The organism is Citrobacter sp. 172116965 (assembly GCF_013458095.1).
Classification (GTDB): domain Bacteria; phylum Pseudomonadota; class Gammaproteobacteria; order Enterobacterales; family Enterobacteriaceae; genus Citrobacter; species Citrobacter braakii.
In genome coordinates, this window is record NZ_CP046673.1 from 1,013,838 (window position 1) to 1,027,783 (window position 13,946).

9 protein-coding genes, 2 tRNA genes and 3 rRNA genes are annotated in these 13,946 nt (G+C 51.7%); 10 read left to right on the plus strand and 4 right to left on the minus strand.

Going from position 1 to position 13,946, the window contains the following annotated elements:
- Positions 1 to 105: 105 nt before the first annotated feature.
- From metQ to metN, 3 genes are read right to left on the minus strand one after another with little or no spacing between them, the layout of a single operon-like run.
- On the minus strand, positions 106 to 921 hold the full coding sequence (metQ, locus tag GPJ68_RS04860; RefSeq protein ID WP_049269216.1) for a methionine ABC transporter substrate-binding lipoprotein MetQ: 816 nt from the start codon (positions 919 to 921) through the stop codon (positions 106 to 108).
- A gap of 44 nt (positions 922 to 965) precedes the next feature.
- Positions 966 to 1,619, minus strand: a complete 654-nt coding sequence (locus GPJ68_RS04865) for a methionine ABC transporter permease MetI (protein WP_016151781.1) — start codon at positions 1,617 to 1,619, stop codon at positions 966 to 968.
- Entirely contained in the window at positions 1,612 to 2,643 is a 1,032-nt protein-coding gene (gene metN, locus GPJ68_RS04870) for a methionine ABC transporter ATP-binding protein MetN (RefSeq protein WP_016151782.1), read from the minus strand. The genes GPJ68_RS04865 and metN overlap by 8 nt, the downstream gene beginning before the upstream one ends.
- A 189-nt stretch (positions 2,644 to 2,832) precedes the next feature.
- On the opposite strand from metN, the gene gmhB reads away from it, so the two are divergent.
- The 7 genes from gmhB (at position 2,833) to dkgB (ending at position 9,905) form a co-directional block, all read left to right on the plus strand.
- Complete coding sequence (gmhB, locus tag GPJ68_RS04875; protein WP_016151783.1) at positions 2,833 to 3,399, plus strand: D-glycero-beta-D-manno-heptose 1,7-bisphosphate 7-phosphatase; 567 nt, start codon at positions 2,833 to 2,835, stop codon at positions 3,397 to 3,399.
- 364 nt (positions 3,400 to 3,763) lie between these two features.
- Positions 3,764 to 5,303 (plus strand): 16S ribosomal RNA (locus tag GPJ68_RS04880).
- Positions 5,304 to 5,388: 85 nt separating this feature from the next.
- Positions 5,389 to 5,464: transfer RNA gene (locus tag GPJ68_RS04885), tRNA-Glu, on the plus strand.
- 220 nt (positions 5,465 to 5,684) lie between these two features.
- A 23S ribosomal RNA gene (locus GPJ68_RS04890) occupies positions 5,685 to 8,591 on the plus strand.
- Positions 8,592 to 8,689: 98 nt separating this feature from the next.
- A 5S ribosomal RNA gene (rrf, locus tag GPJ68_RS04895) occupies positions 8,690 to 8,805 on the plus strand.
- The 16S, 23S and 5S rRNA genes sit together here with 2 tRNA genes alongside, the layout of an rRNA operon.
- A gap of 55 nt (positions 8,806 to 8,860) precedes the next feature.
- Positions 8,861 to 8,937: transfer RNA gene (locus tag GPJ68_RS04900), tRNA-Asp, on the plus strand.
- Positions 8,938 to 9,101: 164 nt separating this feature from the next.
- Positions 9,102 to 9,905, plus strand: a complete 804-nt coding sequence (dkgB, locus tag GPJ68_RS04905) for a 2,5-didehydrogluconate reductase DkgB (RefSeq protein ID WP_104652202.1) — start codon at positions 9,102 to 9,104, stop codon at positions 9,903 to 9,905.
- Between the two features lie 20 nt (positions 9,906 to 9,925).
- Here dkgB and yafC read toward each other — a convergent pair whose 3' ends face one another.
- Positions 9,926 to 10,840 carry a DNA-binding transcriptional regulator YafC gene (gene yafC, locus GPJ68_RS04910; RefSeq protein WP_180837155.1) on the minus strand — a complete coding sequence of 305 codons (915 nt, stop codon included), beginning with the start codon at positions 10,838 to 10,840 and terminating at the stop codon, positions 9,926 to 9,928.
- A gap of 104 nt (positions 10,841 to 10,944) precedes the next feature.
- Between yafC and GPJ68_RS04915 the strand changes: the two genes are divergently transcribed.
- The 3 genes from GPJ68_RS04915 (at position 10,945) to GPJ68_RS04925 (ending at position 13,899) form a co-directional block, all read left to right on the plus strand.
- Positions 10,945 to 12,120 (plus strand): MFS transporter, encoded by a 1,176-nt coding sequence (locus GPJ68_RS04915; RefSeq protein ID WP_104652204.1) that lies wholly within the window; start codon positions 10,945 to 10,947, stop codon positions 12,118 to 12,120.
- 131 nt (positions 12,121 to 12,251) lie between these two features.
- Positions 12,252 to 13,052, plus strand: a complete 801-nt coding sequence (locus GPJ68_RS04920) for an endonuclease/exonuclease/phosphatase family protein (protein ID WP_029139415.1) — start codon at positions 12,252 to 12,254, stop codon at positions 13,050 to 13,052.
- A 76-nt stretch (positions 13,053 to 13,128) separates the two neighbouring features.
- A complete protein-coding gene (locus tag GPJ68_RS04925; RefSeq protein ID WP_047357609.1) occupies positions 13,129 to 13,899 on the plus strand; it encodes a class I SAM-dependent methyltransferase in 771 nt (256 codons plus the stop codon).
- Positions 13,900 to 13,946: the final 47 nt, after the last annotated feature.

The window sequence follows — 13,946 nt, forward strand, 5'->3', positions numbered from 1 at the left end:
AATGAATGATCTAAACGTCAGATATTGAATCAGGTGCTTGCATAAATGACAAGACGGGCAAGCGCCCGTCCTGATGATATTACAGATTCTGGAAACAGCCTAAAATTACCAGCCCTTAACAGCACCGCCGTTGAAGACTTTGTTTGCTGCTTCGTACACTTCGTCAGACTGGTATGCCTGAACGAATTTCTTCACATTCTCAGCATCTTTATTGTCTTCACGAGTCACGATCAGGTTTACGTACGGAGAATCTTTATCTTCAACAAAGATACCGTCTTTAGCCGGGGTCAGGCCGATCTGGCTGGCGTAGGTCGTGTTGATGACCGCCAGTGCGATTTGTGCATCGTCCAGGGAACGCGGCAGCTGCGGCGCTTCTAGTTCAACCAGCTTCAGTTTTTTCGGGTTTTCAATCACGTCCAGCGCGGTCGGCAGCAGACCAACACCGTCTTTCAGTTTGATTAAGCCCACTTTTTGCAGCAGCAGCAGGGAGCGGCCAAGGTTAGTCGGATCGTTTGGAATCGCGACCTGAGAGCCTTCCTGCAACTCATCCAGTGACTTGATTTTTTTAGAGTAGCCCGCAATCGGGTAAACAAAAGTATTACCTGCGGCAACCAGTTTGTAGCCGCGATCTTTGATCTGTTGATCCAGGTACGGTTTGTGCTGGAAGGCGTTAGCATCAATATCGCCTTTGCTCAGTGCTTCGTTAGGCAGGACGTAATCGTTAAACGTGACCAGCTCAACGTCCAGACCGTATTTTTCTTTAGCCACTTTCTGCGCGACTTCTGCGACCTGCTGCTCTGCGCCAACAATAACGCCCACTTTGATGTGGTTAGGATCTTTTTCATCCTGACCGCAACCCACAAGTGCCAGAGAACCGATCAGGGCTCCAACTGCCGCAAAGGTTTTGAATTTGAACGCCATGCTTATTTCCTTTTCTTAATGAGTTTTTAGTGTTGTGTGCAACGTTATTTGTGCGTGACAGCCCGGACGATGCGATCACCGGATAACTGAATTAAATAAACCAGAATGACGAGCAATACCAGCACTGTATTCATGACGGTAGCGTTGTAGCCAATATAACCGTACTGATAACCAATCTGGCCAAGGCCACCGGCACCGACGGCACCGCCCATCGCGGAATACCCCACCAGCGTGATAAGGGTGATGGTGGCCGCATTGACCAGTCCAGGCAGTGCTTCTGGAAGTAATACCTTACGTACAATTTGCAGCGGCGTGGCGCCCATTGCACGGGAGGCTTCAATCAGCCCGGTCGGGATTTCGAGCAGCGCGTTTTCCACCATACGGGCGATAAACGGCGCGGCGCCGACGGTCAGCGGGACGATAGCGGCCTGCAGCCCAATAGAGGTGCCAACGATCATGCGGGTGAACGGAATCATCCACACCAGCAAGATAATGAACGGGATGGAACGGAAAATATTCACCAGTGCAGAGAGCGTGCGGTAGAGCTTCGCGTTCTCAATGATTTGCCCCGGCCGCGTTACGTACAGCAACACGCCAACCGGCAGGCCAATCACAAAACCAAAAAAACCGGACACAAAGGTCATTGCCAGCGTTTCCCATACGCCGCGAACCAGCAGCCACATCATCGGCTCAGACATAACCCAGTACCTCTACTTTTACATGGTGTTCCTGCAACCAGTTAATGGCTGCTTGTGTATCTTCCTGTGTGCCGTGCATTTCAGTCAGCATGATGCCGAACTTCACGCCGCCGGCGTAATCCATCTGCGCGCTAATAATGTTGTTATTCACGTTAAAGCGACGGGCCGTCTCAGAAAGTAATGGCGCATCAACCGAATGACCGGTGAATTCCATGCGCAGCATTGGCACGCTGTCGGCTTCTGGCTTTGCTTTTAAACGTTCCAGATAATCTTCCGGGATATCCAGGTGTAGCGTGGACTGGATAAATTTCTGTGCCAGCGGCGTTTTCGGGTGGGAGAACACTTCGCTGACGGTGTCCTGCTCAATCAGCTCACCATTACTGATGACCGCCACGCAGTCACAAATACGTTTTACAACGTCCATCTCATGGGTAATCAGCAGAATGGTGAGTCCCAAACGACGGTTAATGTCTTTCAATAATTCCAGAATCGAGCGGGTTGTTGCCGGATCGAGTGCGCTGGTGGCTTCATCACACAGCAACACTTTTGGATTGCTGGCCAGCGCACGCGCAATCGCCACTCGCTGTTTTTGTCCACCGGAAAGGTTGGCCGGGTAGCTGTCGTGCTTGTCGCCAAGGCCGACTAAATCCAGCAGTTCTGTTACACGGCGTTTGATCTCTTCCTTTGGCGTGTTATCCAGTTCCAGCGGCAGCGCGACGTTGCCAAACACGGTACGGGAAGAGAGCAGGTTAAAGTGTTGGAAAATCATGCCGATTTGACGGCGAGCTTTAGTCAGCTCGGATTCAGAAAGCGTCGTCAGCTCCTGACCGCCAACCTGAACACTGCCCTCAGTTGGGCGTTCAAGTAAGTTAACGCAGCGAATGAGCGTACTTTTACCGGCACCGGAGGCGCCAATGACGCCATAAATCTGCCCGGCAGGAACGTGCAGGCTGACTTTATTTAGCGCCTGAATGGTGCGAGTCCCCTGCTGGAACACTTTGGTGATATTCGAAAGTTTAATCATTGGTTATTTATTATCGTAATTAAGTTAGCCGTGGCATTTTCGTCTGTCTGGGACGGTCGAAGCCGTCAACAAGATGGATGTTAAGGCATCCAGACGTCTAAATCAATCTAGCTTTACACGATGAGCACTTTCTTGCCCGCCGAAACATGCGATACTAGAGCCACATGCCTTATTCAGGAGCTATAAAAGGTGGCAAAATCTGTACCCGCAATTTTTCTCGACCGCGACGGCACCATTAATGTGGACCACGGTTACGTACATGAGATTGACGAGTTCGAGTTTATCGACGGCGTTATTGATGCCATGCGTGAACTTAAAAATATGGGTTACGCGCTCATTATCGTGACAAACCAGTCTGGTATCGCTCGTGGCAAATTTACTGAGGCACAGTTTGAAACGTTGACCGAATGGATGGACTGGTCGCTGGCCGATCGCGACGTTGATTTGGATGGTATCTACTATTGCCCGCATCATCCGCAGGGCACAGTAGAAGAGTATCGTCAGGTCTGCGACTGTCGTAAACCGCATCCTGGAATGTTGATCTCCGCCCGAGACTTCCTGCATATCGATATGGCCGCTTCCTATATGGTAGGCGACAAGATAGAAGATATGCAGGCAGCGGCAGCGGCGAATGTTGGAACGAAGGTTCTGGTGCGCACGGGCAAACCTGTTACGCCGGAAGCAGAAAATGCGGCAGATTTGGTCATAAATAGTCTGGCAGACCTGCCAATGGCGATAAAAAAGCAGCAAAAGTAAGCGCAATGGATAAAAGGTGAGCGGTTGAAACAAAAATGCATTTTTCCGCTTGTCTTCCTGAGTCGACTCCCTATAATGCGCCTCCATCGACACGGCGGATGTGAATCACTTCACACAAACAGCCGGTTCGGTTGAAGAGAAAAACCTGAAAATGAGGGTTGACTCTGAAAGAGGAAAGCGTAATATACGCCACCTCGCGACAGAGCGCTAAAGCGCGTCGCAACTGCTCTTTAACAATTTATCAGACAATCTGTGTGGGCACTCGAAGATACGGATTCTTAACGTCGCAAGACGAAAAATGAATACCAAGTCTCTGAGTGAACACGTAATTCATTACGAAGTTTAATTCACGAGCATCAAACTTAAATTGAAGAGTTTGATCATGGCTCAGATTGAACGCTGGCGGCAGGCCTAACACATGCAAGTCGAACGGTAGCACAGAGGAGCTTGCTCCTTGGGTGACGAGTGGCGGACGGGTGAGTAATGTCTGGGAAACTGCCCGATGGAGGGGGATAACTACTGGAAACGGTAGCTAATACCGCATAACGTCGCAAGACCAAAGAGGGGGACCTTCGGGCCTCTTGCCATCGGATGTGCCCAGATGGGATTAGCTAGTAGGTGGGGTAACGGCTCACCTAGGCGACGATCCCTAGCTGGTCTGAGAGGATGACCAGCCACACTGGAACTGAGACACGGTCCAGACTCCTACGGGAGGCAGCAGTGGGGAATATTGCACAATGGGCGCAAGCCTGATGCAGCCATGCCGCGTGTATGAAGAAGGCCTTCGGGTTGTAAAGTACTTTCAGCGAGGAGGAAGGTTGTGGTTAATAACCGCAGCAATTGACGTTACTCGCAGAAGAAGCACCGGCTAACTCCGTGCCAGCAGCCGCGGTAATACGGAGGGTGCAAGCGTTAATCGGAATTACTGGGCGTAAAGCGCACGCAGGCGGTCTGTCAAGTCGGATGTGAAATCCCCGGGCTCAACCTGGGAACTGCATCCGAAACTGGCAGGCTAGAGTCTTGTAGAGGGGGGTAGAATTCCAGGTGTAGCGGTGAAATGCGTAGAGATCTGGAGGAATACCGGTGGCGAAGGCGGCCCCCTGGACAAAGACTGACGCTCAGGTGCGAAAGCGTGGGGAGCAAACAGGATTAGATACCCTGGTAGTCCACGCCGTAAACGATGTCGACTTGGAGGTTGTGCCCTTGAGGCGTGGCTTCCGGAGCTAACGCGTTAAGTCGACCGCCTGGGGAGTACGGCCGCAAGGTTAAAACTCAAATGAATTGACGGGGGCCCGCACAAGCGGTGGAGCATGTGGTTTAATTCGATGCAACGCGAAGAACCTTACCTACTCTTGACATCCAGAGAACTTAGCAGAGATGCTTTGGTGCCTTCGGGAACTCTGAGACAGGTGCTGCATGGCTGTCGTCAGCTCGTGTTGTGAAATGTTGGGTTAAGTCCCGCAACGAGCGCAACCCTTATCCTTTGTTGCCAGCGGTTCGGCCGGGAACTCAAAGGAGACTGCCAGTGATAAACTGGAGGAAGGTGGGGATGACGTCAAGTCATCATGGCCCTTACGAGTAGGGCTACACACGTGCTACAATGGCATATACAAAGAGAAGCGACCTCGCGAGAGCAAGCGGACCTCATAAAGTATGTCGTAGTCCGGATTGGAGTCTGCAACTCGACTCCATGAAGTCGGAATCGCTAGTAATCGTGGATCAGAATGCCACGGTGAATACGTTCCCGGGCCTTGTACACACCGCCCGTCACACCATGGGAGTGGGTTGCAAAAGAAGTAGGTAGCTTAACCTTCGGGAGGGCGCTTACCACTTTGTGATTCATGACTGGGGTGAAGTCGTAACAAGGTAACCGTAGGGGAACCTGCGGTTGGATCACCTCCTTACCTTAAAGAAACGTTCTTTGTAGTGCTCACACAGATTGTCTGATGAAAAGTAAATAGCAAGGCGTCTTGCGATTGAGACTTCAGTGTCCCCTTCGTCTAGAGGCCCAGGACACCGCCCTTTCACGGCGGTAACAGGGGTTCGAATCCCCTAGGGGACGCCACTTGCTGGTATGTGTGAGTGAAAGTCGCCGACCGAAGTATCTCAAAACAGACTTTCGAGTCTCGTTTGAGATATTTGCTCTTTAAAAATCTGGATCAAGCTGAAAATTGAAACGACACACTGTTTCATTTCTCCGTAAACAAGAAATGAAAAGCGGTGTGTTCGAGTCTCTCAAATTTTCGCAACACTGAAGTGTTTTACGAAACATCTTCGGGTTGTGAGGTTAAGCGACTAAGCGTACACGGTGGATGCCCTGGCAGTCAGAGGCGATGAAGGACGTGCTAATCTGCGATAAGCGTCGGTAAGGTGATATGAACCGTTATAACCGGCGATTTCCGAATGGGGAAACCCAGTGTGATTCGTCACACTATCATTGCGTGAATACATAGCGTAATGAAGCGAACCGGGGGAACTGAAACATCTAAGTACCCCGAGGAAAAGAAATCAACCGAGATTCCCCCAGTAGCGGCGAGCGAACGGGGAGCAGCCCAGAGTCTGAATCAGCATGTGTGGTAGTGGAACGGTCTGGAAAGTCCGACGGTACAGGGTGATAGTCCCGTACACAAAAGTGCATGTGTTGTGAACTCGAAGAGTAGGGCGGGACACGTGGTATCCTGTCTGAATATGGGGGGACCATCCTCCAAGGCTAAATACTCCTGACTGACCGATAGTGAACCAGTACCGTGAGGGAAAGGCGAAAAGAACCCCGGCGAGGGGAGTGAAAAAGAACCTGAAACCGTGTACGTACAAGCAGTGGGAGCCTCTTTATGGGGTGACTGCGTACCTTTTGTATAATGGGTCAGCGACTTATATTCTGTAGCAAGGTTAACCGAATAGGGGAGCCGAAGGGAAACCGAGTCTTAACTGGGCGTTAAGTTGCAGGGTATAGACCCGAAACCCGGTGATCTAGCCATGGGCAGGTTGAAGGTTGGGTAACACTAACTGGAGGACCGAACCGACTAATGTTGAAAAATTAGCGGATGACTTGTGGCTGGGGGTGAAAGGCCAATCAAACCGGGAGATAGCTGGTTCTCCCCGAAAGCTATTTAGGTAGCGCCTCGTGAACTCATCTTCGGGGGTAGAGCACTGTTTCGGCTAGGGGGTCATCCCGACTTACCAACCCGATGCAAACTGCGAATACCGAAGAATGTTATCACGGGAGACACACGGCGGGTGCTAACGTCCGTCGTGAAGAGGGAAACAACCCAGACCGCCAGCTAAGGTCCCAAAGTCATGGTTAAGTGGGAAACGATGTGGGAAGGCACAGACAGCCAGGATGTTGGCTTAGAAGCAGCCATCATTTAAAGAAAGCGTAATAGCTCACTGGTCGAGTCGGCCTGCGCGGAAGATGTAACGGGGCTAAACCATGCACCGAAGCTGCGGCAGCGACACTATGTGTTGTTGGGTAGGGGAGCGTTCTGTAAGCCGTTGAAGGTGTGCTGTGAGGCATGCTGGAGGTATCAGAAGTGCGAATGCTGACATAAGTAACGATAATGCGGGTGAAAAACCCGCACGCCGGAAGACCAAGGGTTCCTGTCCAACGTTAATCGGGGCAGGGTGAGTCGACCCCTAAGGCGAGGCCGAAAGGCGTAGTCGATGGGAAACAGGTTAATATTCCTGTACTTGGTGTTACTGCGAAGGGGGGACGGAGAAGGCTATGTTAGCCGGGCGACGGTTGTCCCGGTTTAAGCATGTAGGCGGAGATTCCAGGTAAATCCGGAGTCTTGCTAACGCTGAGGTGTGATGACGAGGCACTACGGTGCTGAAGTAACAAATGCCCTGCTTCCAGGAAAAGCCTCTAAGCATCAGGTAACACAAAATCGTACCCCAAACCGACACAGGTGGTCAGGTAGAGAATACCAAGGCGCTTGAGAGAACTCGGGTGAAGGAACTAGGCAAAATGGTGCCGTAACTTCGGGAGAAGGCACGCTGATATGTAGGTGAAGTGATTTACTCATGGAGCTGAAATCAGTCGAAGATACCAGCTGGCTGCAACTGTTTATTAAAAACACAGCACTGTGCAAACACGAAAGTGGACGTATACGGTGTGACGCCTGCCCGGTGCCGGAAGGTTAATTGATGGGGTTATCCGTAAGGAGAAGCTCTTGATCGAAGCCCCGGTAAACGGCGGCCGTAACTATAACGGTCCTAAGGTAGCGAAATTCCTTGTCGGGTAAGTTCCGACCTGCACGAATGGCGTAATGATGGCCAGGCTGTCTCCACCCGAGACTCAGTGAAATTGAACTCGCTGTGAAGATGCAGTGTACCCGCGGCAAGACGGAAAGACCCCGTGAACCTTTACTATAGCTTGACACTGAACACTGGTCCTTGATGTGTAGGATAGGTGGGAGGCTTTGAAGTGTGGACGCCAGTCTGCATGGAGCCAACCTTGAAATACCACCCTTTAATGGCTGGTGTTCTAACGTAGACCCGTGATCCGGGTTGCGGACAGTGTCTGGTGGGTAGTTTGACTGGGGCGGTCTCCTCCTAAAGAGTAACGGAGGAGCACGAAGGTTAGCTAATCCTGGTCGGACATCAGGAGGTTAGTGCAAAGGCATAAGCTAGCTTGACTGCGAGAGTGACGGCTCGAGCAGGTGCGAAAGCAGGTCTTAGTGATCCGGTGGTTCTGAATGGAAGGGCCATCGCTCAACGGATAAAAGGTACTCCGGGGATAACAGGCTGATACCGCCCAAGAGTTCATATCGACGGCGGTGTTTGGCACCTCGATGTCGGCTCATCACATCCTGGGGCTGAAGTAGGTCCCAAGGGTATGGCTGTTCGCCATTTAAAGTGGTACGCGAGCTGGGTTTAGAACGTCGTGAGACAGTTCGGTCCCTATCTGCCGTGGGCGCTGGAGAATTGAGGGGGGCTGCTCCTAGTACGAGAGGACCGGAGTGGACGCATCACTGGTGTTCGGGTTGTCATGCCAATGGCATTGCCCGGTAGCTAAATGCGGAAGAGATAAGTGCTGAAAGCATCTAAGCACGAAACTTGCCCCGAGATGAGTTCTCCCTGACCCTTTAAGGGTCCTGAAGGAACGTTGAAGACGACGACGTTGATAGGTCGGGTGTGTAAGCGTAGCGATACGTTGAGCTAACCGATACTAATGAACCGTGAGGCTTAACCTTACAACGCCGAAGGTGTTTTGGCGAAAGAGACATCGAAATTCAGCTTGATTACAGATTACATCGACAGACCTGAAAGGTGTGTTGATAGACAGAATTTGCCTGGCGGCTGTAGCGCGGTGGTCCCACCTGACCCCATGCCGAACTCAGAAGTGAAACGCCGTAGCGCCGATGGTAGTGTGGGGTCTCCCCATGCGAGAGTAGGGAACTGCCAGGCATCAAATTGCAGTAAACCGGGATGAATAATCCGGGTAGTGACAAAGATATTCGGTGGAGCGGTAGTTCAGTTGGTTAGAATACCTGCCTGTCACGCAGGGGGTCGCGGGTTCGAGTCCCGTCCGTTCCGCCACTTATTAAGAGCCCTGAGCTAACGCTCAGGGCTTTTTCTTTTCCAGCGATTTAATTATTGCTGAATCCGCAAAAATCCTCTGCATTTTTCACTCTTTTTCGGCAAAGAACTGATGGTCATAATCCTCTCAGTTAACGAACATAGTGATTAAAAAGAGGAATTCTATGACTATCCCTGCATTCGGTTTAGGTACGTTTCGCCTGAAAGACGACGTGGTTATCGCTTCTGTCAAAACGGCGCTTGAGCTGGGCTACCGTGCTGTCGACACTGCGCAAATCTATGAAAATGAAGCGGCTGTTGGTCAGGCAATTGCCGAAAGTGGCGTACCGCGTAACGAGTTGTACATCACCACCAAGATCTGGATTGAAAATCTCAGCAAAGACAAACTGATCCCAAGTCTGAAAGAAAGTCTGAAGAAACTGCGTACGGATTATGTCGATCTGACGCTGATCCACTGGCCATCTCCGGGCGATGCGGTATCCGTTGAAGAATTTATGCAGGCGCTGCTTGAAGCGAAAGAGCAGGGGCTGACTCGCGAAATTGGTGTCTCAAATTTCACTATTCCGCTGATGGAAAAAGCCATTGCTACAGTAGGTGCAGACAATATCGCGACCAACCAGATTGAGCTGTCTCCGTATCTGCAGAGTCGTAAGGTGGTTGACTGGGCTAAAGCGCACGGTATCCACATCACCTCTTACATGACGCTGGCTTACGGTAAGGTACTAAAAGATGAAGTGATTGCGCGCATTGGCGCTAAACATAACGCGACCCCAGCGCAGGTTATTCTGGCATGGGCAATGGATGAAGGTTACTCCGTGATCCCTTCATCTACCAAGCGTGAAAACCTTGCAAGCAACCTGCTGGCGCTGGACCTGCATCTGGATACTGAAGATAAAAAAGCGATCGCGGCACTGGACTGCAACGATCGTCTGGTCAGCCCGGAAGGCCTGGCCCCTGATTGGGATTAATTGCCCGACCCTCTGTACCTTTAACCCTCTTTCACAGCTCCTTCGGGAGCTGTTTTTATATACTCACTTAAAAAGTCTATAAATGCCCGAATGCGTGTACTGACCGCACGATCGCTGTAGTAAACGGCGCTGAAAGGCATTTCTACCGGCAGACGTTTATCGGCCAGCAGCTCCACCAGTTCTCCCCGCGCGATCTCTTTATCAATCATATAATCTGAAAGACATGCGATACCATTGCCGCTCAGGCAAAGCTGTTTTAACGTTTCCCCGCTGTTGGAAGAAATCCCACATTCGACCTCATGGAGCTGTCCGTCGCTACGGGCAATCGGCCAGGTATTGAGTGAAACGGGTTCGGAAAACCCCAGACACAGATGCTGCTTTAACTGTTCGACGGTCTCGGGCTTGCCAAAACGGGCAATATAGTCCGGTGAGGCAATAATCTTACGATAGCTGGTAAACAACGGACGCGCACGCAGGCTTGAGTCAGTCAGCGTACCTGCTCGTATCGCGACATCCACTTTTCGTTCAATAAGATTGATGAACGTTTCTGAGGAGACAAGAGACAATGTCATCTCAGGATATCGCTCACGGAACGGTCTGATTAGCGGCATCAGGAAATGCAGCATCACCGGCGTTGCCGCGTCGATACGCAGCAGGCCGCGCGGGGTATTGCGTGACTCCATGATTTCCGTTTCTGCTGCTGCCATCTCTTGCAGTATCTGCTGCACACGCCTGAAGTAGCGTTCTCCTTCTTCTGTCAGGCTTAGCTGTCGGGTAGTTCGATTAAGCAGACTCACACCCAATTTCATCTCCAGCTTTTTTACTGCCCGACTGACTGCGGAATTAGCCTGACCGAGTTGTTCTGCCGCCCGGCTGAAGCTGCCGCTTTCCACAACGGCCACAAAAATCGCAAGTTCTTCAGAGGTTGCTTTCATTTTTGCACCTGACGCAAAATTATATTGAGATTTTGAATATTTTTGTTATTAAAGCATCCCGGCATACTGCGTGTCATCTGATTACTGATGTTACGGAGTTATTTATGCCTCTCGCTTTATTTGCACTAACAATAAGTGCCTTCGCTATTGGCACGACTGAGTTTGTGATTGTTGGCCTGGTGCCGACCATCGCTCAACAACTGGCGATCTCGTTACCTTCCGCCGGGATGCTGGTTTCAATCTATGCGCTGGGTGTGGCGATTGGCGCACCAGTGCTGACCGCTCTGACCGGAAGCCTGCCACGTAAACAGCTGCTTGTCGCGCTGATGGTCCTGTTTACGGCGGGGAATTTACTGGCATGGCAGGCACCCGGGTATATGACACTTATTGTCGCCCGTCTGCTGACGGGGCTGGCTCACGGCGTATTCTTCTCGATTGGTTCCACTATCGCGACAAGTCTGGTGCCAAAAGAAAAAGCAGCTTCCGCCATCGCTATTATGTTCGGTGGCTTAACGGTGGCGCTGGTCACGGGCGTGCCGCTGGGTACGTTTATCGGCCAGCACTTTGGCTGGCGTGAGACTTTCCTGGCAGTATCAACGTTAGGCGTGATTGCGCTGATTAGTAGTCAACTGCTGATCCCTGCTAACATTCCTGGTCGAGCGGCCGCCAGCATTCGCGACCAGGTGAAAGTGCTGACTCATCCTCGTCTGTTGCTGATTTACGCCGTTACGGCATTGGGCTACGGTGGTGTGTTCACGGCTTTCACCTTCCTGGCACCGATGATGCAGGATCTGGCCGGCTTCTCCCCGGCAGCGGTGAGCTGGATCTTACTGGGTTACGGCGTATCAGTCGCTATCGGCAATATCTGGGGCGGTAAGCTGGCGGATAAGCATGGTGCGGTTCCTGCATTGAAATTCATTTTCGCCGCGCTGTTTGTTCTGCTGATGGTCTTCCAACTGACGGCTTCCACGCAGTACGCCGCGCTGGCTACCATTCTGGTGATGGGGATCTTTGCCTTCGGTAACGTACCAGGGTTGCAGGTCTACGTGGTACAGAAAGCGGAACAATTTACGCCCAATGCTGTTGATGTGGCGTCAGGGCTGAACATTGCAGCGTTTAACATTGGTATTGCACTGGGTTCCGTGATTGGCGGACAAACGGTCGAGCATTATGGGTTGGCGCAGACACCATGGATTGGCGCACTTATTGTTCTGGTGGCTTTCCTGCTGATGGGGCTGAGCGGCCGTCTTGATAAGCCCACGCACGTTGCTCTGGGGTAAATCATTGATGTAAGCGCCCACTTACAAAACAAACTGCAATTGTTCGTTGAAAGTGAGTGCTAAAATCCCTATAACAGAAGAACCAGTCCGGCTGCGGACTGGTTGACGTTACAGAGGTTTGAAAGTCTAAAGTGCGAAAAAACACCTATGCCATGCGTTATGTTGCCGGACAACCCGCCGAGCGGATTTTACCGCCGGGCTCGTTTGCGCATATTGGCCAGGCATTACCCGCAGGCGTACCGTTGAGCAGTGAAGATCGCATTCGCGTGCTGGTATGGAATATTTTTAAACAGCAGCGAGCAGAATGGCAGTCGGTGCTGAAGAATTTTGGCAAAGACGCGCATCTGGTGTTATTGCAGGAAGCGCAAACCACACCAGAACTGGTGCAGTTTGCGACCACTAACTATCTCGCTGCCGACCAGGTTCCCGCCTTTGTGCTGCCTCAGCACCCCTCTGGCGTTATGACACTCTCCTCCGCCCATCCAGTTTACTGCTGCCCATTGCGCGAGCGTGAGCCTATTTTACGGCTGGCGAAATCGGCGCTGGTGACGGTGTACCCGTTGCCTGACACTCGGTTGTTAATGGTGGTGAATATCCACGCGGTTAACTTTAGCCTTGGCGTTGATGTCTATAGTAAGCAGTTACTTCCCATTGGCGATCAGATTGCTCATCACAGCGGTCCGGTGATTATGGCCGGCGATTTTAATGCCTGGAGCCGTCGACGGATGAATGCGCTGTACCGCTTTGCGCGTGAAATGTCGCTGCGCCAGGTGCGCTTTACCGACGATCAGCGCCGCCGCGCGTTTGGTCGTCCTCTCGATTTTGTGTTCTATCGCGGTCTGAACGTGAGTGAGGCCTCTGTGCTGGTCACCCGCGCCTCCGACCACAACCCGCTACTCGTTGAATTCAGTCCCGGCAAACCTGAACAATAACGGTGTGTCAGGTCTGCCGTAGGGCAGGCCTGTGATGGTTGCCCTTCATATTTCACAACAACCGAAGGACAACACAATGACAACACGCTCTCATCATGACAACGTCGAAAAACAGTTTGGCTCTCAGGCTAATGCCTACTTAACCAGTGCGGTGCACGCCTCTGGTCGTGACTTGCAACGTCTGGGGGAACGGTTGTTGGCATTTCCGCAGGCCCGCGTGTTGGATATGGGATGCGGAGCGGGGCACGCCAGCTTTGTGGCCGCGCAATACGCAAAGCAGGTAGTGGCATATGATTTATCGTCGCAGATGCTTGACGTGGTCACTGAAGCGGCAAAGGACAGAGGTCTGGAGAATATCGCCACACGGCAGGGTTATGCTGAAAGCCTGCCGTTTGAAGATAACGTATTTGACGTGGTGATTAGCCGCTATTCCGCGCATCACTGGCATGATGTCGGGCGTGCGTTGCGAGAAGTGAACCGCATTCTCAGGCCCGGCGGCGTGTTGATTGTGATGGATGTGATGTCGCCAGGCCATCCTGTACGTGACATCTGGTTGCAAACTGTGGAGGCGTTACGTGATACCTCGCACGTACGCAACTATTCCAGCGGAGAATGGCTGTCGTTAATCAATGACGCCAATCTGATTGCCGATACCTTGTTAACCGATCGTCTGCCGTTGGAGTTCAGTTCGTGGGTGGCGCGGATGCGTACGCCTGCAGCGTTGAGCGACGCGATCCGTGTATACCAACAAAGTGCTTCTGCGGAAGTGAAAGCCTATTTTGCGTTACAGGAAGATGGCTCGTTTACCAGCGACACGATAATGGTTGAAGCACATAAAGCGGGATAAATAAAAAAGGCACTGGGGGGAAACCAGTGCCTTCATTTCTACAATGC

Bases quoted from the DNA above. Each gene is read 5' to 3' on its own strand.
- yafC (WP_180837155.1), bottom strand. From the start codon at position 10,840: ATGAAAGCAACCTCTGAAGAACTTGCGATTTTTGTGGCCGTTGTGGAA.
- metN (WP_016151782.1), bottom strand. From the start codon at position 2,643: ATGATTAAACTTTCGAATATCACCAAAGTGTTCCAGCAGGGGACTCGC.
- GPJ68_RS04925 (WP_047357609.1), top strand. From the start codon at position 13,129: ATGACAACACGCTCTCATCATGACAACGTCGAAAAACAGTTTGGCTCT.
- GPJ68_RS04865 (WP_016151781.1), bottom strand. From the start codon at position 1,619: ATGTCTGAGCCGATGATGTGGCTGCTGGTTCGCGGCGTATGGGAAACG.
- GPJ68_RS04915 (WP_104652204.1), top strand. From the start codon at position 10,945: ATGCCTCTCGCTTTATTTGCACTAACAATAAGTGCCTTCGCTATTGGC.
- metQ (WP_049269216.1), bottom strand. From the start codon at position 921: ATGGCGTTCAAATTCAAAACCTTTGCGGCAGTTGGAGCCCTGATCGGT.
- dkgB (WP_104652202.1), top strand. From the start codon at position 9,102: ATGACTATCCCTGCATTCGGTTTAGGTACGTTTCGCCTGAAAGACGAC.